This window comes from Arcanobacterium canis (genome assembly GCF_029625435.1).
GTDB classification, from domain to species: domain Bacteria; phylum Actinomycetota; class Actinomycetes; order Actinomycetales; family Actinomycetaceae; genus Arcanobacterium; species Arcanobacterium canis.
Genome location: NZ_CP121208.1, coordinates 383,804 through 406,532 on the forward strand (window position 1 = coordinate 383,804; position 22,729 = coordinate 406,532).

The window sequence follows — 22,729 nt, forward strand, 5'->3', positions numbered from 1 at the left end:
GTTTAATCGTTGAAGTGCCCAATGACAGCACGGTTGCACGGATCGAGCGTTATCTCACCGCCGTAGGGGAGAATAAGCTGTGGACGAGTATGGCCGAAGGGAAGATCGAGGCAAACAGTGAGATCTTCGCGGTAGCGTGCAATGTTCGAAAGTAAAAACTCGTAATACGCCATCCTCTTGGCATCAAGTTCAGCATCAGATTCTTTGGGTTTGTCACGATCAGAGACTACCGGGCGTGCGAATGCCAGTCCGGCTGCGGCGTCGAGATAGCCACGTTCACCCATTGCGCGGATCCAGCGTCCAACGTAGTCCGCTGGAGGAAGAAGCTCGGAAGTTTCAAAAATAAGAATGGCACCCTCAAGTTCATCTGCATCAGGCAAACGATCAGCGATGGCGAGTTGGTCGATCACTTCGAGACAACCGCCCCAGGTGCGTCCGCGAACTGGTGATTCATTGCCAAAAAATTCGAGAGGAAGCGCTGGGCCGCGCGGGGAAGGCTCACAGACCGCACGAGGATCGGACCAGTCGAAACCGTAATCTTGTGAGGTCTGCGAAATAGGGAGAACGATGTCTCCCTGTGCAAACATTGCTGCTTTCAATGTGTGGATATGGGCATCATCAACGTGTGGGCCAGTCAGGTGTACCATTGTCGAGCCGCCGTGGAAGGAGCTTACGCCCAGCCCCCACAGCCAATTGAGGATATTCGTATTGTCGGAGTATCCGAAGAACGGTTTTGGATCGGCTACGGGCAACTCCGGATCGAGGAGAGGAACCACTTCAATGAGATCGTCCCCGCCCACCGTCGTGAAAATTGCCCGGATCGATGGGTCGGCGAATGCTGCATTAACATCGGCTGCACGTTCGGCAGGAGCGGCTCCCATTGCGCGAGTGGTGGGGTACTCCACCGGCTCAACGTGCAGCTCATTTTTGAGACGTTCCAGAGCTTGCTCATGTAGCTGAGGGAAATATGCGGGCGCTGCCCAGGCCGGTGATAGGACAGCAACTCTGTCACCTGGTGTGACGCGCTGTGGTGAAATCACAAGTTACTCCATAGTCTGTGATGAATGGGGCTAATGACCATGCTACGTGTTATTTCGTGAGCGATCAGATCGTGGGGGCCATCATTATTGTCAGCTTCACATCTGTACGTCGTGATAGCTGCATAACAGGCGATGCTCATTGCGTTTCATAGACGCGGTATTGCCGACTACTATTGAACAGTGGCAAATCATGACATCTCAAGGAGAACAATGAACTACACCTGGAAACAGAAAATTGCTGCCTGGGCGGTCCACGCGTTGACGATGTCTGGTTTGGTTTTTGCTTGCCTAGCAGCACTTTCACTGATGCATGGCGAGCTGAAAATGATGTGGCTTTATCTTGGTATCGCCATGCTGATTGACGGAATTGATGGAACTTTTGCACGGGCAGCGAAAGTGCGAGAGGTTATTCCGTGGTTTAACGGGAGCGTTGTGGACATCGCTGTTGACTACATTACGTGGTCGTTCTTGCCTGCACTGTTCATGTATCTCTATCTACCGTTCGGCCATGCCGTGCTGGCCTTTGTTGCCATGATTGCCGTCGTCACCTCGTCGATGTTCTGCTATGCGAATGAAGGCGAAAAATCTTCTGATAACTATTTCGTTGGATTCCCCGCAGCGTGGAACATTGTGGCCGTGTGTCTGTGGATCTTGCACGTTCCCGGTTGGCTCAACGTCGTTATCGTTGCTGTACTCGTGATCCTCACTTTTATCCCGACCTACTACACGCATCCGTTCCGCGTGAAGAAAATGATGATTGCGAATATTGTCGTTTCCCTCGTCTGGGTTGGTGCTACTGCTGGACTCGTCGCGACTTATGGCACACAGCCGCTGTGGCTACACATCACGTTCTGGGTGAGCGGATTGTGGTTCCTCGTCACCGGGGCCATCCGCACGGTCACTGGTCAAGATGCTGCCGCGCAGCTTTCTTGAGCGTAAAAGGAATGACATGACAACTGTTATCGGACACCGTGGCCTGTCAGCTCTGGCACCGGAAAATACACTTGCCGCGTTCCACGCGGTTCTTGACCACGGCATGAACTGGATCGAAACAGACGTCGATGTGATTGCAGACGGTACCCCGATCCTGATCCACGATTCGTCGCTAGACCGCACAACGAATCGTGCGGGGAGCTATTCGCATCTGACCAGCAGTGATCTTCCTCTCGACGCCGGGGCGTGGTTTGCCCCTGAATTCACAGGCGAACCATTACCGACACTTGCTCAGCTCGTCGATCTGATGAATGAGCGCGGACTCAATGCAAATATTGAGATTAAGCCTAACGAAGAGACCAAGGATCGTGCGCTTGCTGTGATCGATGGTGTGATTGAACAATGCGAACGCCTCAACGAGGGGCGAGAAGTCATTATTTCCTCGTTCAATCACGTGTTGCTTTACATTTTCTCGCAGCGTTGCACAAAATGGCCCATCGGTTTGCTCTACGAAAACAAAATCGGTGACGACTGGCGTAGCGTTGCTGAACTTGTGGGGGCGAGCTACATCCATCCACAAGAATCTCTCCTGACACGCGAACTCGTGAAGAGTTTTCACGATGCAGGATTGAAAGTGAACGCGTGGACCGTCAATGATCGTGCTCGGGCAAATCTGCTGATTAATTGGGGCGTTGACGGCCTCATTTCAAATGTTCCACACGAACTGGACGATCTGTGCCGCAGCCGGTGAATGCCGTCGGCGTATCAGTTATCCTCAAGGAGTTCGCGAGCATTTCCCTCAAATTCTGAGGCTTCCCAGACCTCAGCGGCAGCCCGGAGGTTGATCAGTCCCATGAGAACGCCCACGGCGATATCCCACCAGGGCGATGGAGAAACGAATGTCGCGATTCCTGCGCCAATAATCGCAATATTGCCGATTGCATCGTTGCGTGCGGCCAGCCAGGCTCCCTTCACCAGGGAGCCTTTCTCATGGCGTATTCCGATGAGTATCCACGCAGCGAGCAGGTTAGCAGCCAATGCGCCCACAGCGGTCCACGTCAGCGCACCAGCAGAAGGCGTGGCACCGCCAATAATTTTGATGACCGCCGTCGTTAAAGCGGCCAGAGCAGGCAAAAGAATAATGCCAGCGAGCACGCGGCCTGCCACCCGACGTCGAGCAGCAGGCCACGCGAGGGCGACAAAAACGAGCAGATTGATTGCGGTGTCTTCGAAGAAGTCCACCGAGTCGGCGAAGAGCGATACCGAGCCAATCACAGACGCAACGACCACTTCGATGAGGAAGTAGACGCCGTTGATCGCGGCAACCGCAGCAACTTTTTGTCGCAGATTCATGAGTAATATATGTCCGAAACGTCGTATTTACGACAGAATCCGGATTTGGAATGGGTAGCGGTAGAGACGATTGTTTGAGGTGGCGATGGTGGCCCGAAGGTGGCACCACACCATCAAGACAAACGACAAAATAATCAAGGGGATGCCGATCCATGCAAAGATCAGTGTGATCGTCAGGAACCAGCCGATCCAGCTCATGACCTGCAACCCCACATTGAAGTTGAAAGACTGTGCGGATGCTCGGCGCACGAACTCAGAGTCATGTTTTTTCACCACCCACACCACGAGCGGGCCGATAAATGCTAGCCAACCTGCCGACACGAGCCAGGCAATGAGAGCAGAAAGATGCGCGCCAATTGCCCAGGTGCGTTCCTCGGAGGACGGGGGAAGAGAGGAAACAGTCATTATGCGTTTTTCCTTTCGATTGCGGCTTTGATCAGGCCTGCGAAGAGAGGATTGGCGTGGGTAGGACGCGAGGTAAATTCAGGGTGAGCCTGAGTAGCGATGTAATACGGGTGAAGATCACGATCGAGTTCGACGTACTCCACCAATGAACCATCGGGCGATGTTCCGCTGACTTTAAGGCCAACTGCTTCGAGACGATCACGGTAGGCTTGGTTGTATTCGTAGCGGTGGCGGTGACGCTCTGCCACCGACGTCGTGCCGTAAACCTGCGCAGCGAGTGATCCGTCAACCAGGACAGCCGGATATGAGCCCAAACGCATGGTGCCCCCTAAATCGCCGCCGTCAACGAACTGCTTCTGCTCGTCAATCGTCGAAATAACAGGATCGGGAGTTTCCGGATCAAATTCGGTTGACGATGCTGCCTCCAGCCCCAACAGATTGCGCGCAGCTTCGATCACCATTGACTGCAATCCGAGGCAGATGCCCAGGGTAGGGATGCGATGTTCACGGGCATAGCGCAGCGCGCCCACTTTTCCGTCTAAGCCGCGCACTCCGAACCCTCCGGGGACGAGTACTGCATCGACATCAGCAAGATGAGCGTGAGCACCGTCGAGAGTTTCACACGAGTCTGCAGGCACCCACACAATTTCGACGTCGGCCCAGTGAGCGAATCCTCCGGCGTGGAGAGCCTCGACGACGGAGAGGTAGGCATCTTTCAAATCGATATATTTGCCCACCAGTGCCACGCGTACCCGATGTTTTGGCGAGCGCACGCGCTCAAGAAGACCATTCCAGGAGTCCCATTCCACATCGTGTGTGGGCAGATCGAGCTTGCGTGCCACATAAGAATCGAGTCCTTCATTGAACAATGTCACCGGCACCTCATAGATTGACGAGGCGTCTTGGCATTCGATTACGCCCATGTCATCCACGTCGCACATGAGGGCGATTTTGCTCTTCACAGACGCGGGCAAGGGGCGCTCACAACGCAACACGACGGCGTCGGGCTGGATACCCACTTGGCGCAACTGCGCAACCGAATGCTGGGTTGGCTTGGTCTTGAGTTCACCACCTGCCGCAAGATACGGCACCAACGACACGTGAATAAAGAAACAGTTGTCGCGGCCGAGTTTTTGGCGGACCTGCCGGGCTGCTTCGAGGAAAGGCTGCGATTCGATGTCGCCTACTGTTCCGCCGATTTCCGTGATGACGACGTCGGGGCGGTCGTTGTCAACCTCAGCTTGGGCACGCATCCGCGAGATAATTTCGTTCGTAATATGTGGGATGACCTGAACGCATTCGCCGAGATATTCGCCTGCCCGTTCGCGTCGAAGCACATTTTGATACACCTGACCTGTGGTGGCGTTGGCGTCACCAGTGAAAGCTTCGTCCAAGAATCGCTCGTAGTGGCCAATGTCGAGATCGGTTTCAGCGCCGTCATTGGTGACGAAAACTTCGCCGTGTTGGAAGGGGTTCATTGTGCCGGGATCGACGTTGACGTAGGGGTCGAGTTTTTGCATCGCAACTTTTGCACCACGTGCTTTGAGTAGCGTGCCGAGGGAAGCTGCAGTAATGCCTTTGCCAAGTGAGGAAGCCACGCCGCCAGTGACAAAAATATGGCGAACTGGGCGGGAATTTCCATGGGAACGAGAAATACTATCCATGGGTCTTCATCTTATCGAGGAAGTTGCCGTGGGTGTTAGTGAAGTCCGATATTCGAGATTGTTCTGCACAACACATGCCTCCTCTCACTTCTTGTGTCCACGCTGCGGTCGTGCAGAGTCTGTGTGGTTAGGCACTGTGAGGTACGCAGTCGTATCCTTAAAGGATGGATCAAACGTTTGGATTGCTTCGTTTCGTCAGCCCCGGATCATACGCACGAGGGGTAGTGTATGCCAGCCAACGACGGGCGAGGGTGGACGAACATGACCGCGAATCGGGCACGCTGCGTGGCCAGACGGTGGGGTCTAACCAACGCAACTACGACGAGGTGATCCACTATCGTTTCGATGACGAGATGAGCCAGTTCACCTCTTTTGAATCATCGTGCTCGTGTCCGGTGCGCACAAACTGTAAACACGTCGTCGCTCTTGCTCTGACGGCCCTCGATTTGCTCCCCCATGCGTTAAAACCTGCGAACCGGGCGACTGCTCCGGGGCGCGTTGCTGCGCCGTCGCAGCCGGCGATTTCACCGACGTCGGGAGATCAGGGACGCGAGCGCAACCTGTACGAATGGCGTGGGCCGCGCCGCTCAGAACAGACCTGGGAAGGGCGGCTCGCTGCGCTTTTCTCCCAGAGTTGCCCTGACAAACGCGATCTGGCACTCATTCTTGAGATGCAAGAGCCTGAGCCTGGACGTGAATCGACGTTGTTCTCTCGCGGGTATCTGACGGCAACGCCAATGAAGCGCGGGAAAACTAAAGCGTGGGTGAAAAGCGGGGTGTCGATTTCACATTTACGCTCGGGTGGCGTCACGGATGTGAAACCTGAGCAGGCGAGCGCAATTCGCTCACTGATTCAGCTCTCTGAAACTTTTGTTCCGTATTCGGGCACAGCTAAAGATTCGTTGCGTTTAGACACCATTAATTCTTCGTTGCTCACGCCTGTGCTGCGTGAGGTGATTGATTCGGGTGTGAGCCTCATCGATCACGATTTTCATCCTGTATTTGTTGAAGACACGGACGCCGTGGCTGAAATTGCGATTGAGGAACGCGACGCTGGCGCACTCGCCTTGGGTGCGATTTTCACCCATCCGCTTCTTGGCTCACAGATCGCACTTGGAGTCGGATCACCTGCGCAACTGATCGCGTGGCGTGATGAGGTGATGCATCTCGCTTTTCTGGCTGAAGCTCCGAGCGATCAATGGAATGCGCTGCGCTCCGGTGGGGTTCTGGTGGTGCCTGAAAAGGGGCGTGCTCGTTTTGAAACGGAGATTTTTACTCGGCTTGCACAACAGCTGTGGACCTCTCCGGATGGATCGTTTGATCCTCCGGCGATTCCCACTGCGCGTTTACATCTGACACTGGATCTGTCTGACCCTGGTGCCCCCATTCCAGTGGTCAATGCCATCTGGACATGGCGTTACGGTCAAGGTGATGGCGAACTTGGGCCTTTTTCACTCAACCTTCCCAAAGATGCCGCTCGCGGTGTGCGGGATGTTGAGTCAGAAGCAGAGATTCTTGCTCAGGTTGCGCCCATCGTGGGCCAGCACATGCCTATTTTGATGAACGGATCCGCACTTGCTCCGCACGTCAAAGTGACAGGTAGTGACGTGCTTGCGCTCGATACGCTGACCGCCGTCTTAAGAAGCCATGGGGTTGAGGTAGAAGAAAATCTCCCAACGTACACCCCAGTTGAATTAAAAAAGGTCGGTGTGGATGTCACCGATACCACTCGTGACTGGCTCGATTTGAATGTGCGTGTTGAGGTTGGCGGATCTGTAGTTCCCACAGCGCTCTTGATCCGTGCATTGACGCTCGATCAGGAATATCTCTTCCTCGAAAACGGGACGTATCTGAATCTTGACCTGCCTGAAATGGATAAGCTCCGAGCGTTGTTGAAAGAGGCTCGCGCGTTAACGGATCAACGCGGTGGCGGGATTCGTGTGCCCAAGGTCCGCCAGACCTGGTGGGAAGAGTTACTGGAGCTTGGGATCGTTGACGCCGCACGTAACGTTTGGTTCGATGCCGTGCGTGAAGCCTCGTTGCGCCCGATACTTCCTGCTGAGGTTCCCACATCGGTCGAAGCAGTGCTGCGCCCCTACCAGCTTGAGGGATTCCGTTGGTTGGCGAGGTTGCGTGATCAAGGTTTAGGAGGTGTCCTGGCTGACGATATGGGGTTGGGAAAGACTCTCCAGATGCTGACGATGATTGCCCGCGATCGCGAGCGCACTCCTGACGCCGGTCCCTGGCTCGTCGTCGCGCCGACGTCGGTGGTGGGGAACTGGGTGAGCGAAGCCCAAAAATTTACTCCGCATCTGACGGTGGTAGGAATCGATTCGACAGCAGCTCGTGCATCGTCTCACATTTCCCAGCTTGCTCGGGGAGCAGACATCGTCGTGACATCCTATACCCTCTTGCGTCTGGACGAGGACGTCTATGCCCGTCTTGAGCCGACCGGTGTCGTCCTCGACGAAGCGCAGAACGTGAAGAACTATACTTCGAAGGGCTTCGTGGTTGCTGCCTCACTGGGCGCGCCCACGACATTCGTCGTCACAGGTACGCCGATCGAAAATAATTTATCCGAGCTGTGGGCAATGTTCGCCTTGGCAGCTCCGGGGTTACTGGGGAGCCCCCGACAATTCGCGACGGCATTCCGTACACCCATTGAGGATAATGTTGCCGGAGGTGACCGCTCTGTTGCGGATGAATATATGGCACGGTTGCGCAGACGAATTGAGCCGTTCCTCCTTCGACGAACGAAGCGTTCAGTGGCGCTCGATCTGCCCGAAAAAGCGGAACAAATTGTGCGGGTAGAGCTCGAACCTGATCACCGTCGTCTTTATGACCGCCAGCTGGCCCACGAACGTCAGGCTGTTTTGAAACTGACCGCCGACGGTGACGACCATCGTTTCCAAGTGCTTGCAGCGCTTACACGCTTGCGGCAGATGGCAATCGATCCTCGGCTTGTTGACAGTGAGTCAACCGCCACCCCCTCGAAGCTCAACGCTCTGATGGGCCTCCTCGACCAAGCAATGAGTGAAGGACATCGCGCTTTAGTATTTTCGCAGTTCACTTCCTTTCTCGCCCTTGTGAAGGAGCGGTTGGACTCCGCGGGAATTGCCTACGCTTACCTGGACGGCACAACACGAGGACGGGCCAAAGTCATCGAGGAATTCGCTTCAGGCCAGGCGCCGGTTTTTCTTATTTCGCTGAAAGCTGGTGGCACGGGATTGAATCTCACGATGGCCGATTACGCAATTTTGACTGATCCGTGGTGGAACCCTGCCGTCGAAGAACAGGCAGTGGATCGCGCCCATCGGATCGGGCAGACCCACACTGTTCACGTTTACCGTTTAGTGAGCGAGGGGACTGTCGAGGAGAAGGTTCTTGCACTTCAAGATCACAAGCGTTCCTTGCTCGCTGTCCTCTCGGAAGAAAACGGGGCGAGCGGTTCTGGAAAAGCGCTCTCGAGTCAAGAGTTGCGGGCGTTGTTGACGTAACCCGTACACCCACGTCGCCCCGGGTGCGTCCGTAGCAGCGGGCAGCCTGACGTGCGCAAGTTCACGCTGTTCGTAACGATTGAGTTACTGTTTTAGCGTGAAGTGGTCACAACGTGGGTGAGGCGAGCACAATGTTTTGGTACATGTAGTCGAGGGAAGTAGGGCCGATGTCTGAATCCACCGCGGCTTCCTCTTCTAAGGAAGACGAGCAGAAGGTATACGAAAATCTTCTCGCCTTGCGCGTGGAGCCTGACGGCACTGAATCTTACGGCGATAAAGCAGACCAGTTTATCGAGTGGTACGGCCCTGAAGGCGCAACGGTTGTGACCCTTCTTCACGGTGGATGCTTTCGTCAAGATATTGGACTAGATTTCACCCGTCCGGCTGCATTTGCTCTGGCAGAGGCTGGTTTTCGGGTGGCATTACCCGAATATCGTCGTCTCGCTGGGAGTCCGGAACTCACATTCGAAGACGCGCGCCTTCTGGCTCGTCACCCACTCATCGGTTCCTCAACCTGGATCGGCCACTGTTCGGGTGCCACGATGGCGCTGGATGTTCTTTTCTCTGACGAATATGAACTAACCCACGTGGTGGCTCTTGCGCCGTTATTCGATCTTGCACGAGCAGTGCGTGAGGCGGCGTCGGAGAACGTTGGCGATATTTCTGACTTTATGGGCGGAATGCCTGTTGATCAGCCCGAACGCTACGCGCAATTCGATCCGATGCGACGGTGGGGAGAGCTGGGGGAGGCGCAGTTTGCCGCCCGCGGGCTCAGGCTCGACATCATTCACGGAACAGCGGATGCCACAGTCCCTGTTGTGCGATCCAAAGATCTCAATACAGAGCCTTTCAATGTCGCAATCGTTCCTGGCGCCAACCACAATGATGTCATTCGGCCAGGTGACGATGCCTGGATCTTCTTGCGAGGGGCACTGGGGGATACCTCAGCCTGAATGACGCAATGTTTCAATCACTGACGTGATTCTCATTTGCCCTATTGTGCGCAAGAATAGAGAACATGAAGATTGCACTCGTTCTTGGCTCTGGTGGCGCTCGCGGATACGCTCATATCGGCGTAATCGAGGAAATTAAAAAGCGTGGGCACGAAATCGTTGCAATCGCTGGTTGTTCAATGGGTGCAGTTGTTGGTGGTGTTGAGGCTGCCGGACATCTCGAAGAGTTCAAAACCTGGGTGAGTGGCCTATCCAAGCTCGATGTCCTTCGTCTGATCGGATTCACGCTCCGTGAACCTGGGATCGTCAATCCACGCAAAGTTATCGCGCGCATTGACGACATTGTGGAAGGAGTGAGGATCGAGGATCTTCCCATTCCCTTCACTGCCGTAGCCACGAATCTTATCACGGGCCGTGAAGTGTGGTTTCAACAGGGGAGCTTGGCTGCAGCGATTCGTGCGTCGATGGCTGTGCCGTCTATCGTCACTCCCGTTCACCTCAATGGGCAGCTTCTCGCCGACGGTGGTCTGGTCAATCCTGTGCCGATGGAGGCAGTTGCTGCAGTCGAGGCTGATGCCACACTTGCGGTGTCGCTTGCGAAGGGTCGGACGGCGAACGTTGATGACCCGCGTATGTTTGGATCTGCTGGGCCTGTGTCCTCCGACGACGTGCGTGAAGAGACTGAAGACGAGCGAGCAATTCCGCTGTGGGAGACGTATTACGATCTTCCTAAATCATTGCGAACGCGTGACGTCGCCGATCTGTCGATCTCTGTGATGCAAGCACTTATCGAACGTTTCCGATGGGCTGCTAACCCAGCCTCGTACGTCATCGATATTCCCTACACAACGGCTGGAACGATGGATCTACATCGAGCAGCGGAAGTCATCGAGGTGGGCCGTGCCGAGGCGATCAAGGCGCTCGATGCCTACGGACTGTAGCGCCTTGATCGGCCGCAGGTGAAAACATCGTGAGAACAAAGTGTGGTGCCAAACATCCGGCACCACACTTTGTTCTAGACGTAAATTCGCGTTGTGTATTCCACTGTTCGCTCGATCGGCATTGTGCGCAGCCAACGGGGGGAGGCGGAAAAACGCGACAACTGAACAAAGAGCCAACGGAACAGGTTGGGCATTTTACCGTGATGAGGAGCTTGTTCGATCTGAAGATGGTGGGCGAATACCACTGCATCTGCAATTGAAAAATCAGGCACGTTTGTCGGTGTTGGCTCAGGGGCTTCGCGCAGGCGCTTGGTGTAGAGCTCAAGATCGTAGATGGGGTTACGCGAGTCCATGAAGCCGTAGGTGACTGTCAGATGGAAGAAACCGGGCAATGGACACGCGATAGGCGAATTCTTCACGCGCTGCTCGGGTGGCACGTGTGCCAGTGCCACGGTTTTCACAGCGAGAATGACGACGCGCTCGTGAATCGCCTCGTTGAAGTTCGTGTTCAATAGTAAGGGGCGCGGGGTGGAAGTGAACAGCGAATGTGGATAAATCGCTGTTCCCGGGATGCGCCAATGCACGGGATTCTTTGACACCTGATCAAAGTATTCGGACAGTGGGAGTTCTTGTTCAGTGCGTTGACGGTAGACCTGCTGGGAAATGATCTTCCACGACAGCATGATGGTGGACAAAATGATGGCAATGCCGACCGGTAACCAGCCACCGGAAAAGAACTTGACGATATTAGCTGTCCACAGCGGAATTTCAATTGCGGCAAGTACCAGTCCTGCAAGAGCGGCGAACCAGCGCGGCTTTTTCCAACCGTAGCGAATCAGCATGACGAGCAGTATTGACGTGAAGAGAAATTCGGTCGTCACTGCCAAGCCGTATGCTTCCGAGAGTGATTCGGAGGTGCGGAAGGTCACGACGATCACTGCCACGGCGATGTAGAGCAAAAGATTGACTGCTGGAATGTAGATCTGTCCGCGTTCCTTCGCCGAGGTGTAGACGACACGCAGGTGAGGCAGGTAGTTGAGATGAATTGCCTGGTTGGTCAATGCAAATGCGCCAGTGATCACTGCTTGCGATGCGATGAGAGTGGCGAGCGTAGCAATGATGACCAGCGGAATCGTCGCCCACGAGGGTGCAAGGAGGAAGAAGGGGTTCTCCAAAGCAGCTGGATCAGCGAGCAGAAGTGCGCCTTGGCCCAGGTAATTGATGGTGAGAGAAGGAAGCACTAGGTACAGCCACGCGTCCTGAATGGGGCGCCGGCCGAAGTGTGACAGATCGGCGTACAGTGCTTCGGCGCCGGTGAGCGACAGCACGATCGCACCCATTGCGATGAATGCAACCGCAGGGTGTCCGACGAGAAAATCCGCTGCGCGCCAGGGGTTGAGAGCCAGAAGAATTCTCGGGTTTTCCACGATGTGGGGTGCTCCGAGCACAGCAAGCAGAATGAACCACGTCGCCATGATCGGAGAGAAGTAAGAAGCCACCTGATGGGTGCCTCGGTACTGGATCGCGAAGAGGGCGGTGAGGATCACCAGTGCAATTGGCACGATATACGTGGCAATTCCTGGCACTGCCACATCGAGACCCTCAACTGCTGAAAGCACCGAGATTGCCGGGGTGATCACAGAATCACCAAAGAACAAGGACGCGCCGATGATACCTGCTACTGCCACGCTCGATGAGAGTCGTGACGGAGACTTGACGAAGCGGCGAACGAGCGCCGAAAGTGCCAAAATGCCGCCCTCGCGTCGGTTATCTGCACGTAACACGATCGCGACGTACTTGAGTGTGACGAGAGCGACGAGGAACCAAATAATCGCCGAGGTAACACCGATCAAATTGTATTCACTCATACTTACGCCATCGAGCGTAAACACCGCGCGCATGACGTACAGCGGTGAGGTTCCAATATCGCCGTAAACAACTCCCACGGCTCCGAAAGCGGCAGCGGCACTTGCAGCGGATGCGCTCGGCACATGGCTTGCATTCTTGCGTCCCGCAATCGTGCGGGCAGTTCCTCTGGTTTTTTCCACGAGGGCTAGCATAGACCCCTTGGCGTACTTTGCAACCTCTAGTATCCGCAGAGCTTTTATGAAAGTAGTGCTCAGGGACGCGCGTGACGCATATTGCGTCGTATGTTGTGTGGTGATGCTGACGGCGTTGGTGCGGACGATTCGTGGCAATGCTTGAGGGATCCTAGACTGGGAACATGAGTATTTTGCTTCCATCTGTTCACGCTGGCGCACGTGAGTTCGCTGCCGGCTTTGCTGATTTTATTTCGTCTTCGCCTACCTCCTACCATGCGGCAGACAACCTTGCACAGATTTTTTCTGACGCCGGTTTTTCGCGCCAAGAGGAAAGCGAGGCATGGCAAGGTGCATGTCACGGGTACGTGGTTCGTGACGGTGCTGTTATCGCCTGGCGTATTCCTGACGGTGCCCAACCAGGTACTGGTGTCAAGATCGTCGGTTCGCACACTGATTCGCCGTCTTTTAAGGTCAAGCCGAACCTGACGTCAAGCTCATGCGGGTACGATCAGGTCAACGTCGAGGTCTATGGTGGCCCATTGCTTAACTCTTGGCTCAATCGTGATTTGGGTATCGCAGGTCGAGTGGTGAGCTTGGATGGGGAAGAACATCTCGTGAAGACCCCTGCGATCATGACAATTGCACAGGTTGCTCCTCATCTCGATCGTTCAGTGAATAAGGACCTCAAGCTTTCTGCGCAAAAGGACTACCACCCAATCTGGTCCACGTCTGAAGGTGAACTCGTGAACCTCATTGCTCAGGAAGCGGGCGTTGAGCCTGATCGGATTGCTGCAATGGATCTCTTTGCATACGATACCTGTGCGCCTCAGATTTTCGGAGGGTTGGACGGCACTGACTTCTTCGCTGCTGGCCGCCAAGACAACCTCACTTCTGTGTACTGCGCACTCGTTGCATTCCTCGATCCAGATATTGAACTTGGTGAGGACATTCAGATTTTTGCTGCATTCAACCACGAAGAGATCGGCTCGGATACGTACTCGGGTGCTGCGGGGTCATTCCTTGAAGCCGTTTTGCGCCGGATGTCCGAGAATCTTTTTGGGCCAGGGTCTGAGGCTTTCGAGCGTATGCTCGCGAACTCCTCTGTGGTGAGTGCCGACGCTGGTCACGCAGTGAACCCGAACAAACCCGAACTTCATGATCCTGCTCACCAGCCCGTCCTCGGAGGAGGGCCTTTGCTCAAGATCAATGCTCGCGGAGCCTACGCCACCGATGCTTCGACGTCGGCGCTCTTCTTCCGTGCGGCTGCTGGCTCACATGTGGCTGTTCAGGAAATCGTGTCGAACAATGATGTGCCATCTGGAACGACGATCGGCCCGATCACTGTAACGCGCCTCGGTATTCCCACTGTTGATTGTGGAGTACCGCTATTGTCGATGCATTCGGCACGCGAGATTTCAGCACCAGCTGATCTTGTTGCCTTGTCGCAGATTCTCAAGGCTTACTTTGAGGACTGAATAACCATTCCGGTATGACTGTGGGCGATAGGAAACCTATCGCCCACAGTCATGTTCATGGTGTTCGCTACTCTGGCTCAGAGTGTGATCAGTGAGTTCGTTTGAGGATCGATGCAGCCTCCTGGTACGCGGGCGTGTCGGTGGTGCCGATGCCTTGGAAACGCTCCGGGATTTCCAGGCCCTTGTGTTTCATTGCGCGTGCCCACAGCGAACCCGAACGGTATGAAGAGCGCACAAGTGGGCCAGCCATGATTCCGGCAAAGCCCATTTCGTATCCAATCTGTGAAAACTCCACGAATTCAGCTGGCTTTACCCAGCGATCGATTGGGTGATGCAATGGAGAGGGACGCAGATACTGGGTGATCGTGAGAAGATCACAGCCAGCGTCGTGAAGATCCTGCATCGTTGAGATGATTTCGTCCTTCGTTTCTCCCATCCCCAAAATGAGGTTTGACTTTGTAATCAAACCTGATTCTGAGGCAAACGTAATGAGATCCAAGGAGCGCTCATAACGGAAAGCGGGACGAATTTTCTTGAAGATGCGTGGAACGGTTTCGAGATTATGGGCCAAAACCTCAGGCTTTGCATCGAAGACCTGCTTGAGCGCGGGGGCGCCGCCGCGCATGTCGTCAATGAGAAGCTCGACGCCGGTCTGCGGGCTCATCTTGTGGATCAAACGAGTAGTTTCAGCATAGAGCCACGAAGCGCCATCTTCGAGATCGTCGCGTGTGACACCTGTGATGGTGGTGTAGTGAAGATTCATCTCCTTCACCGACTGTGCCACACGCAGAGGCTCGCCGCGGTCATACGTGTCTGGACGTCCGGTCTTGATGAAACAAAAGTCGCAACGGCGGGTGCAGGTATCACCGCCGATGAGGAACGATGCCTCGCGCGAATCCCAGCATTCGTAAATGTTGGGGCAATTCGCTTCGGCACACACTGTGTGCAGAGAAGCTCCGTTGACGCGCGAGCGCATGTCCTCGTACTCTGTGCCGACAGTAGCCTTCGTTTTGAGCCACTCAGGACGATTGTGTTCGATTGGGGTAGCTGAATTCTTTTCCTCGATGCGCAGTAGACGGCGTGAACCGGGGTTGATGCGCTCGTTGGACATATGGTGCGTTCCCCCGATGGGGGGAGTGGTAGTGGTCATTTTGTGTCCTTTCGAGGGTGCCAGGCAACACCCGTGTTCTGGGGAAGAGGAGTATCGCCGGCTGCAACGTCGTCAAGGAGAGAGGCGACGTCGTCGTCAACCAGTTCGATATTGTTGCGGCCTTCGCGGCGGAAGGGTTGATAAGCGCGAGCAAGGTAAGGAATAAGCAGACGCGCAACTTTCTCCAAGGAGAAGTCATAACCCTCCTGGGCAAGTGTGGCTACGCCAGCGTCGGCAAGTCCGCAAGGAATAACTTGCATGAAGCGTTCAAGGTCAGTGGTGACATTGAAGGCTAAGCCATGCATGGTGGTATCGGAGGCAAACTTGATGCCAATTGCGCAGAGTTTTCGATCCATTTCGCCTTCGCGGAGGATCCATACACCACTTCGGCCATTGACTTGAGAGGTTTTCAACCCGATGAATTTCATGGCGTCCATGAGCGCACGTTCTGTGTTGCGGACGAAGGCCACCACATCTTTTGGCGGCCTGACAGCAATGATGGGATAAATGATGAGTTGGCCTGGTCCGTGGTAGGTCACTGAGCCGCCACGGTCCATAGCAATCACGGGAATCTCGCTATTTGGAATGTCCTGTGGCTGTGTGCGACGTCCCGCAGTGTAGGTATCTTTCGCTTCCCATACGATGAATGTATCCTCGCGCTGACCGGCTGCCACTTGTGCGTGAAAATGGCGCTGTAATGCGTCAACAGTCATGTAATCCTGGGGCCCTCGATCGAGCAAATTTACGATATGCACCCACTCAGCCTATTCCTTTAGTCCTAGGGATTCGAGGTGGAAAAGTGTGAGTCTGGCCAAGCCTGAGTTGCTTAGGGGCGAGCAGAAAACTAGGCTGTAAAAGTCCTGTATCGCATTTTCATGCATATATAGGGATACCGGAAAGTGAGTCGGATACGAACGGGGAACTGTCTCGCGCCGGGTGGAGATGAACGCTATGACGTATTATTTCCGCATAATTGCACCCATCGGAAGTGCGCGATCCTCGCGGGGCCGCACACTTTCTTCCCCGAGTCAGGAAGCCTCGCATGCTGAGATACCTTTTGCGGCGAATCGCGAATTACGTGTTGTTGCTGTTCATGGCAACAACAATGGCGTACTTCATCGCCGGCACACAGTTAAACCCACGTTCAAAGCTCATTGAAAACGCACTTTTGTCGGGTAAGAACGTGGATCTTGCACAGGTGACGAAGAGTGTGGATGCCACACTCTTCGAACGAAATATCAACCCACTGACCCCCGTTTGGGAGCGTTATGGCGTGTGGTTGAAAAATGTTTTGTTCCATTTCGACTGGGGAATGAGCCCGGACGGAAAAGTGATCAATACAGAGATTGCTAACCGTGTGCCGATTTCGCTGCAACTGGTATTCATCGGATTTTTCGTTGGCGTTTTTGTGGGTGTTGCTCTCGGTGTATGGACCGCAGTACGACAGTATTCTCGTACAGACCGCACCATCACCTTCATCTCGCTTTTGGTGATTTCGACTCCGTCAATCGTTCTCGCAATCTTGCTACAGATGCTTGCCACATACATCGGCCAAACCACTGGATACCAGCTTGACTTCACGGGGCCGTATTCTTTGCCTAAACCTGAGGGTTTCGCACTACTCCTGAATAGAGCTGAGCATTTGCTTCTGCCGACGATCGTGATGTCCCTCCATGGAATCGCAACCTATTCGCGTTACCAGCGTAACTTGATGCTCGATACTCTCGGTGCTGATTATGTGCGCACTGCTCGTGCGAAGGGATTGCGCTCTGGGCGCGCTGTACGCCACCACGCGTTGCGCACCTCGCTGATTCCGATTGCCACCTTCTTCGCATTCGGTATTACGGGTCTCGTCCTGGGTGCGGCGATTACTGAGCAGGTCTTCGGGTGGCAAGGAATGGGTATTTACTCCATCACAACTATCCAGGGGCTTGATGTGAATGGAACGGTTGCAGTGGTTTCGTTTGCGGCTGCCTGTACTTTGACAGGCGCCCTGCTTTCGGACATCTTGATCGCCGCTATCGATCCGCGAGTGAGGGTATGAACCATGGGAAACTTGAGAACTGATGAAACTCGTGAAGTAAAGGCGAAGGTCTCAGCAGAAACGCAGAAACGTGTTGAAGCCACTCAGCGCTTGACTCGTAACCAGCTGATTGTCCGCCGTTTCATGCGAAATAAACTCGCGGTCGCCGGCGTCGTTGGCTTGGTGGCGTTGGTTTTGCTTGCAGTCTTTCTGCCATATTTCCTTCAGTGGAGCTATATTGACCGTGATCGCGTGAATTTCTTGGCTCCTCCAGGTACCGAAGGCCACATTTTCGGTACGAGCCAGGAGGGTCGTGACATGCTGGCCTTGACAGTTGAAGGTCTACGTAAGTCGATGATTATTGGCTTCTCGGTGGCGTTCCTGCAAACGTCGATTGCTGCTCTTGTCGGCTCTTCGATCGCGTTCTTCGGTGGTTGGGTAGATAAAGTTGGAACGTGGGTTATTGACCTTCTTCTGGTGGTCCCATCCTTCCTCTTCATCGCTATTTTCTCGCAGCGTTTTGCCAAGTCTGCATGGTCCACTCTGTTCTTAATTGTTTTCTTGGCGATCTTCTCGTGGATGCTCACCGCTCGAGTAGTGCGAGCAATGACGATGTCCATTAAAGGCCTCGACTATGTTCATGCCGCAAAGTACATGTCTGTGCCGTCGCGAGTGATTATCGTCAAGCACATTCTGCCGAACCTTTCATCGTGGTTGATTATTGACTTCACTCTGGGCGTGGTGGGAGCCGTACTCTCTGAGACAAGCCTTTCCTACTTTGGCTTTGGCGTTCAGTACCCGGCAGTTTCCCTGGGCTCCCTCATCGGAATCGGCCAAACCGCAGCCCTGACACAACCGTGGATTTTCCTGCCACCTGCTGGCGCACTTGTGCTGATGCTTTTGTGTGTGAACTTCATCGGCGACGGCCTGCGTGACGCGATCGATCCGAGCTCCAAGTCTGGAGGACAAGCATGAGTAAGAAAGAAACTGTAACGTTCGAATCAAACGATCTGCCGGTGGCACAGGCCGGAGTCCCCGTCGTTGAGGTCACTGACCTCAACGTCTCTTTCCCCTCTGAGGACGGTCTGGTGCATGCCGTACGCGGAGTGAATTTCAGCGTCAATTCCGGTGAAGTGATGGCTTTGGTGGGGGAATCTGGTTCAGGAAAGTCCGTGACTTCGCTGTCAATTATGGGGCTGCATGATGCTAGCGCACATATCACTGGTTCAGTGAAGATACATGGTACTGAACTCATTGGCCGTGACGACCGTTTTCTTTCCGATGTGCGTGGCAAGGCGATTGCCATGGTGTTCCAGGATCCGCTTTCCGCGCTCACGCCCGTCTACACGATCGGTGATCAGATTGTTGAAGCACTGATGATCCATCAGCAGATAGACAAGACGGCGGCCTATAAGCGTGCAGTCGAGCTACTCAAGATCGTCGGTATTCCGAACCCAGAAATTCGCGTGAAGGCTTTCCCGCATGAGTTCTCAGGTGGTATGCGCCAGCGTGCGATGATCGCAATGGCGATTGCGAACGGCCCTGATCTGATCATTGCCGACGAACCAACAACTGCTCTCGACGTGACGATTCAGGCTCAGATCCTCGATGTCCTGCGTAAAGCTCAAAAGGAAACCGGTGCGGCGATCATCATGATTACGCACGATCTTGGTGTAGTTGCTGGCATTGCTGACAAGGTTGCTGTGATGTATGCCGGACGCATTGTTGAGAAGGGTGATGTGTCGGAGATCTTCCATCATTCTGCAATGCCGTACACCATCGGTTTGCTTGGATCATTGCCGCGTCTTGACTCAAAGAAGGAATACCAGCTGGCGGCAGTTGAAGGTAACCCGCCGTCGATGCTCGTTGAACCGACTGGATGTCCCTTCGCTGCTCGCTGTCCTGTAGCAAAACTTGAGTGCCTTGACAGTGAGCCGGTGTTGAAGGGTGTGCGTTCGTCATCGTCGATGCCTCACGAAGTGGCATGTATTCGTGCAGACGATATTCGCCACGAAGATTCCCACTACACGGATATCTATCCACGACCTGAAGTGTTGCCTGCTCCATACAGCACTCCCCGTGAAGAGCGTGAGCAGGTACTGAAGATAGATAATCTACGCAAGTACTTCCCGTTGATGAAGGGAGCGGTCTTCCGTCGTCAGGTTGGGGACGTTCACGCTGTTGATGGGGTGTCGTTTGATATTCGCGTCGGTGAGACTCTTGGTCTTGTTGGTGAATCAGGCTCAGGTAAGACAACCACACTGATGGAAGTGCTGAACCTGGCCAAGCCGCAAGACGGCAATATCGTGGTGTTGGGTAAGGATACGTCCACGCTGTCGAAGAAGGATCGCGTCCATCTGCGTAAGGATCTACAGGTAGTGTTCCAGGATCCAATGGCGGCGCTTGACCCACGTATGCCGATTTTCGATATCCTTGCTGAGCCTCTCAAGTACAACGGATACTCAAAGGAGCAGATCGAAAAGCGGGTTAAAGAGTTGATGGGGATGGTGGGTCTTGAGCCTGCCCACGTTAATCGTTATCCGCGTAACTTCTCGGGTGGACAAAAGCAGCGCATTGGTATCGCACGCGCGCTTGCGCTTGAACCGAAGCTGATCGTTCTCGATGAGCCGGTCTCCGCACTTGATGTGTCGATTCAGGCTGGTGTCATCAATCTGCTCGACGAATTGCGTTCCAAGCTTGGCTTGTCCTACTTGTTCATTGCTCACGATCTGTCTGTGATCCGTCATATCGCTGACCGTGTGGCAGTGATGTACTTGGGCAAGATTGTTGAAATTGGTGATGTGAACTCCGTTTTCGACGATCCTGAGCATCCATATACGCAAGCGTTGCTCTCGGCCATTCCTATTCCGAATCCGGAAAAGGAACGTACTCGTGAGCGCATTCTCCTCAACGGGGATCTCCCATCGCCGGCTAACCCGCCAACGGGATGCCGTTTCGTGACCCGTTGTCCACTATATGAGACACTTTCGCCGGAGCAAAAAAGCCATTGTGAAGGTGCCCATCCGGAGAGCGAGAAGATCGGAAAAGACCACGAAGTGGCCTGTTATTACCATCGACCACTGAAAGTTTTCTGATCATCAAGATGTGCCGAAGAGTTTCCGCATACTGAACAAATGAACCACACTCTGGTTTCGTTTGATAAAGTTCGTGGAAACTCTTCGGCATATCCCAAGGTTGCACAAGCCAAAGGTTTCCACTCTCCGGTGATCCGGAAGGGGAGTTCGATGAAAGTCCTAAAGGAGGACCATAAATATGCAAGTTAAGAAGACAGCAGGCATTGCGCTCGTCGCGGCTACCGCCCTCGTACTCGGCGCTTGTGGTGGCGGCAATGCCTCCAAGAATGGCGCTTCTGGTGACAAGCCAGCCCTGCCAGGTTCCGATGTTACTCGTGTTGATCGCGCGAAGCTCAAGCAGGGCGGAAATCTCAACCTTGCGCTTTCGAGCAAGCTCACGCAATTCCTGTACGGACATGCTGAGGGTACTCAAAAAGACAATGGCACACTCTTCGGCTACACGATGCCGAATAACTGGATCGTCTCGGAAAAAGGTGAGGTGGATATCAACCCAGATTACCTCACCAAGTACGAAATGAAGGACAAGGATCTTCCTGCGGGCACCGCAATGGAAATTACACTCGACCTTAATCCAAAGGGCGTGTGGAATGATGGCACACCGATTACATGGGAAGACTACGAGGCAACCTGGAAGGCGTGGCTGAACGAAAAGAATAACGTTGCTTCGCGCGGTGGCTGGGCTGAGATCTCTTCCATCTCCAAGGGTAAGGACGAATACCAGGTCAAGATTGATTTCTCCAACCCGTACCCAGACTGGATGGGCACTCTGAATGCCCCATTGGCAAAGAAGAGTATCGATACACCGGAGAAGTTCAAGTCGTGGACTGATCCAACCAAGGAACTTAAGCAGTACGGTGCTGGCCCATTCATCGTTGATTCATGGAACGCGGGCACTGGTGACATCATCATGAAGCGCAACGATAAGTGGTGGGGTAAGCCAGCTCTCCTCGATACAATTTCGTTCCGCGTGCTTGACGTCCAGGCGCTCCCCGGCGCATTTGCTTCAGGCCAGATCGACGTGTACGAGGATATCGCCAATGCGGCTCAGTATGAGACCGCGAAGAAGCGTAAAGACGCTGACATCAAGATGTCTGCCTCTACCACCTGGCGTCACTTCACCTTCAATGCTGCCAAGGGCTCCGCGCTCGAGGATCCAGCACTGCGCAAGGCTATTTTCCAGGGTGTGAACACTAAGGAAATCATCGCATCTGATCTTGCTGGCCTTCCGTATGCGAAGCTCGATATTTCGCTTGGTAACCACATCTTCCTCCCAGGCCAGATCGGATACGAAGATCACGCGATCAAGTACGATCCTGAAGCAGCAAAGAAGACCCTCGAGGATGCTGGCTACAAGAAGAACGGCGAATTCTACGAAAAGGACGGCAAGCGTGCTTCGTTCGCCTTCTCTGCCTTGACCGGTGTTCCGGCCTCGGAGAATGAGGCGGCGATCCTCAAGGATCAGATGAAGGAAATCGGTGTCGAGGTTAAGGTGCAAAACACCCCTCAGCAGGACTTTGGTCCGGTACTTGATCAGCGCAAGTTCCAGTCCATTGCATTCTCCTGGATTGGTACGCTCTTCCCAATGGGAAGCAGCCTGAACCAGGTTTACGGCTCTGACGGTGGATCGAACTTCACCGGTCAGAAGCTCCCTGAGCTCGACAAGCTCTTCAACCAGATCAAGACAACGCTTAATCAGGACGAGCGTCGTAAGCTCGCAAATGAAGCAGATAAGAAGATCTGGGAAGCTGGCATGAACCTTCCGCTCTACTACCGTCCGGCTCTGACCGGTGTCCGCAAGGATCTTGCGAACATTGGTGCAACCCAGTTTGAGACCTTCCTTCCGGAGAACATCGGTTTCATGAAGTGATCGATTTTATCGGTTGATAACGAGCGGTTGGGACGGTGAATATCTCCGAATTTTGCATCATTCCCGATCATTACGTTATGCTGATTCTATGATTGATCTTCTCTTCTCTTGAGCAGCTTCGAGCCTTGCTCCCGCACACGTGTGTGGTTATTTCCAGTGTTTTGGCACTGATGGCGTATGCCTTGTCAGTGAAGTGATACCCAACGATGGGTGAAGAGATGAATGACCCAATAGTGGGTTGAGAGAGAAATAATGCGGCAGAAGAAAAATACCCCTGCATCTATCAATTTA

17 protein-coding genes are annotated in these 22,729 nt (G+C 54.1%); 10 read left to right on the plus strand and 7 right to left on the minus strand.

Annotated elements, in window-relative coordinates:
• Positions 1-2: 2 nt before the first annotated feature.
• Positions 3-1,040 (minus strand): S66 family peptidase, encoded by a 1,038-nt coding sequence (locus tag P7079_RS01670; RefSeq protein ID WP_278013111.1) that lies wholly within the window; start codon positions 1,038-1,040, stop codon positions 3-5.
• A 210-nt stretch (positions 1,041-1,250) separates the two neighbouring features.
• Between P7079_RS01670 and P7079_RS01675 the strand changes: the two genes are divergently transcribed.
• Entirely contained in the window at positions 1,251-1,973 is a 723-nt protein-coding gene (locus P7079_RS01675; protein WP_278013112.1) for a CDP-alcohol phosphatidyltransferase family protein, read from the plus strand.
• A 16-nt stretch (positions 1,974-1,989) separates the two neighbouring features.
• Entirely contained in the window at positions 1,990-2,724 is a 735-nt protein-coding gene (locus P7079_RS01680) for a glycerophosphoryl diester phosphodiesterase (protein ID WP_278013113.1), read from the plus strand.
• A gap of 14 nt (positions 2,725-2,738) precedes the next feature.
• Here the strand turns inward: P7079_RS01680 and P7079_RS01685 are convergent, their stop codons facing one another.
• The 3 genes from P7079_RS01685 to P7079_RS01695 are packed head-to-tail and all read right to left on the minus strand — an operon-like array spanning position 2,739 to position 5,395.
• Positions 2,739-3,326, minus strand: coding sequence for a cation efflux transmembrane domain-containing protein (locus tag P7079_RS01685; RefSeq protein ID WP_278013114.1), 588 nt, complete (start codon positions 3,324-3,326; stop codon positions 2,739-2,741).
• Between the two features lie 27 nt (positions 3,327-3,353).
• Positions 3,354-3,731, minus strand: coding sequence for a DUF4870 domain-containing protein (locus P7079_RS01690; RefSeq protein ID WP_278013115.1), 378 nt, complete (start codon positions 3,729-3,731; stop codon positions 3,354-3,356).
• Positions 3,731-5,395, minus strand: a complete 1,665-nt coding sequence (locus P7079_RS01695) for a CTP synthase (RefSeq protein WP_278013116.1) — start codon at positions 5,393-5,395, stop codon at positions 3,731-3,733. The genes P7079_RS01690 and P7079_RS01695 overlap by 1 nt, the downstream gene beginning before the upstream one ends.
• Before the next feature lie 164 nt (positions 5,396-5,559).
• On the opposite strand from P7079_RS01695, the gene P7079_RS01700 reads away from it, so the two are divergent.
• From P7079_RS01700 to P7079_RS01710, 3 genes are all read left to right on the plus strand, one after another.
• The gene (locus P7079_RS01700; RefSeq protein WP_278013117.1) at positions 5,560-8,892 is read left to right on the plus strand and encodes a DEAD/DEAH box helicase; all 3,333 of its coding nucleotides are present in this window, start codon (positions 5,560-5,562) and stop codon (positions 8,890-8,892) included.
• Between the two features lie 167 nt (positions 8,893-9,059).
• Entirely contained in the window at positions 9,060-9,845 is a 786-nt protein-coding gene (locus tag P7079_RS01705) for an alpha/beta hydrolase family protein (protein ID WP_278013118.1), read from the plus strand.
• Between the two features lie 65 nt (positions 9,846-9,910).
• Positions 9,911-10,786, plus strand: coding sequence for a patatin-like phospholipase family protein (locus P7079_RS01710; protein WP_278013119.1), 876 nt, complete (start codon positions 9,911-9,913; stop codon positions 10,784-10,786).
• A gap of 74 nt (positions 10,787-10,860) precedes the next feature.
• On the opposite strand, the gene P7079_RS01715 is transcribed toward P7079_RS01710, so the two are convergent.
• Positions 10,861-12,834, minus strand: coding sequence for a potassium transporter Kup (locus tag P7079_RS01715; RefSeq protein ID WP_278013120.1), 1,974 nt, complete (start codon positions 12,832-12,834; stop codon positions 10,861-10,863).
• 176 nt (positions 12,835-13,010) lie between these two features.
• Here P7079_RS01715 and P7079_RS01720 point away from each other — a divergent pair, with 176 nt between their 5' ends.
• Positions 13,011-14,303 carry a M18 family aminopeptidase gene (locus P7079_RS01720; RefSeq protein ID WP_278013121.1) on the plus strand — a complete coding sequence of 431 codons (1,293 nt, stop codon included), beginning with the start codon at positions 13,011-13,013 and terminating at the stop codon, positions 14,301-14,303.
• Positions 14,304-14,391: 88 nt separating this feature from the next.
• Here P7079_RS01720 and P7079_RS01725 read toward each other — a convergent pair whose 3' ends face one another.
• Together P7079_RS01725 and lipB are read right to left on the minus strand one after the other, a co-directional pair.
• Positions 14,392-15,453 (minus strand): lipoyl synthase, encoded by a 1,062-nt coding sequence (locus tag P7079_RS01725; RefSeq protein ID WP_278013122.1) that lies wholly within the window; start codon positions 15,451-15,453, stop codon positions 14,392-14,394.
• Positions 15,450-16,208 carry a lipoyl(octanoyl) transferase LipB gene (gene lipB, locus P7079_RS01730; RefSeq protein ID WP_278013123.1) on the minus strand — a complete coding sequence of 253 codons (759 nt, stop codon included), beginning with the start codon at positions 16,206-16,208 and terminating at the stop codon, positions 15,450-15,452. The genes P7079_RS01725 and lipB overlap by 4 nt, the downstream gene beginning before the upstream one ends.
• A 287-nt stretch (positions 16,209-16,495) precedes the next feature.
• On the opposite strand from lipB, the gene P7079_RS01735 reads away from it, so the two are divergent.
• The 4 genes from P7079_RS01735 to P7079_RS01750 all read left to right on the plus strand — a co-directional run bounded on the left by P7079_RS01735 (position 16,496) and on the right by P7079_RS01750 (position 22,438).
• Complete coding sequence (locus P7079_RS01735) at positions 16,496-17,497, plus strand: ABC transporter permease (RefSeq protein ID WP_278013124.1); 1,002 nt, start codon at positions 16,496-16,498, stop codon at positions 17,495-17,497.
• A 3-nt stretch (positions 17,498-17,500) separates the two neighbouring features.
• Positions 17,501-18,451: an ABC transporter permease gene (locus P7079_RS01740; protein ID WP_278013125.1), complete on the plus strand. Its 951-nt coding sequence runs from the start codon at positions 17,501-17,503 to the stop codon at positions 18,449-18,451.
• Complete coding sequence (locus P7079_RS01745; RefSeq protein WP_278013126.1) at positions 18,448-20,571, plus strand: ABC transporter ATP-binding protein; 2,124 nt, start codon at positions 18,448-18,450, stop codon at positions 20,569-20,571. Before P7079_RS01740 ends, P7079_RS01745 begins: the two co-directional genes overlap by 4 nt.
• A gap of 178 nt (positions 20,572-20,749) precedes the next feature.
• Positions 20,750-22,438 carry an ABC transporter family substrate-binding protein gene (locus P7079_RS01750; RefSeq protein WP_278013127.1) on the plus strand — a complete coding sequence of 563 codons (1,689 nt, stop codon included), beginning with the start codon at positions 20,750-20,752 and terminating at the stop codon, positions 22,436-22,438.
• The last annotated feature ends 291 nt before the right edge of the window (positions 22,439-22,729 follow it).

Coding starts and splice junctions, on each gene's coding strand:
- P7079_RS01675 (WP_278013112.1), top strand. CDS start 1,251: ATGAACTACACCTGGAAACAGAAAATTGCTGCCTGGGCGGTCCACGCG.
- P7079_RS01680 (WP_278013113.1), top strand. CDS start 1,990: ATGACAACTGTTATCGGACACCGTGGCCTGTCAGCTCTGGCACCGGAA.
- P7079_RS01685 (WP_278013114.1), bottom strand. CDS start 3,326: ATGAATCTGCGACAAAAAGTTGCTGCGGTTGCCGCGATCAACGGCGTC.
- P7079_RS01690 (WP_278013115.1), bottom strand. CDS start 3,731: ATGACTGTTTCCTCTCTTCCCCCGTCCTCCGAGGAACGCACCTGGGCA.
- P7079_RS01695 (WP_278013116.1), bottom strand. CDS start 5,395: ATGGATAGTATTTCTCGTTCCCATGGAAATTCCCGCCCAGTTCGCCAT.
- P7079_RS01700 (WP_278013117.1), top strand. CDS start 5,560: ATGGATCAAACGTTTGGATTGCTTCGTTTCGTCAGCCCCGGATCATAC.
- P7079_RS01705 (WP_278013118.1), top strand. CDS start 9,060: ATGTCTGAATCCACCGCGGCTTCCTCTTCTAAGGAAGACGAGCAGAAG.
- P7079_RS01710 (WP_278013119.1), top strand. CDS start 9,911: ATGAAGATTGCACTCGTTCTTGGCTCTGGTGGCGCTCGCGGATACGCT.
- P7079_RS01720 (WP_278013121.1), top strand. CDS start 13,011: ATGAGTATTTTGCTTCCATCTGTTCACGCTGGCGCACGTGAGTTCGCT.
- P7079_RS01725 (WP_278013122.1), bottom strand. CDS start 15,453: ATGACCACTACCACTCCCCCCATCGGGGGAACGCACCATATGTCCAAC.
- P7079_RS01735 (WP_278013124.1), top strand. CDS start 16,496: ATGCTGAGATACCTTTTGCGGCGAATCGCGAATTACGTGTTGTTGCTG.
- P7079_RS01740 (WP_278013125.1), top strand. CDS start 17,501: ATGGGAAACTTGAGAACTGATGAAACTCGTGAAGTAAAGGCGAAGGTC.
- P7079_RS01745 (WP_278013126.1), top strand. CDS start 18,448: ATGAGTAAGAAAGAAACTGTAACGTTCGAATCAAACGATCTGCCGGTG.
- P7079_RS01750 (WP_278013127.1), top strand. CDS start 20,750: ATGCAAGTTAAGAAGACAGCAGGCATTGCGCTCGTCGCGGCTACCGCC.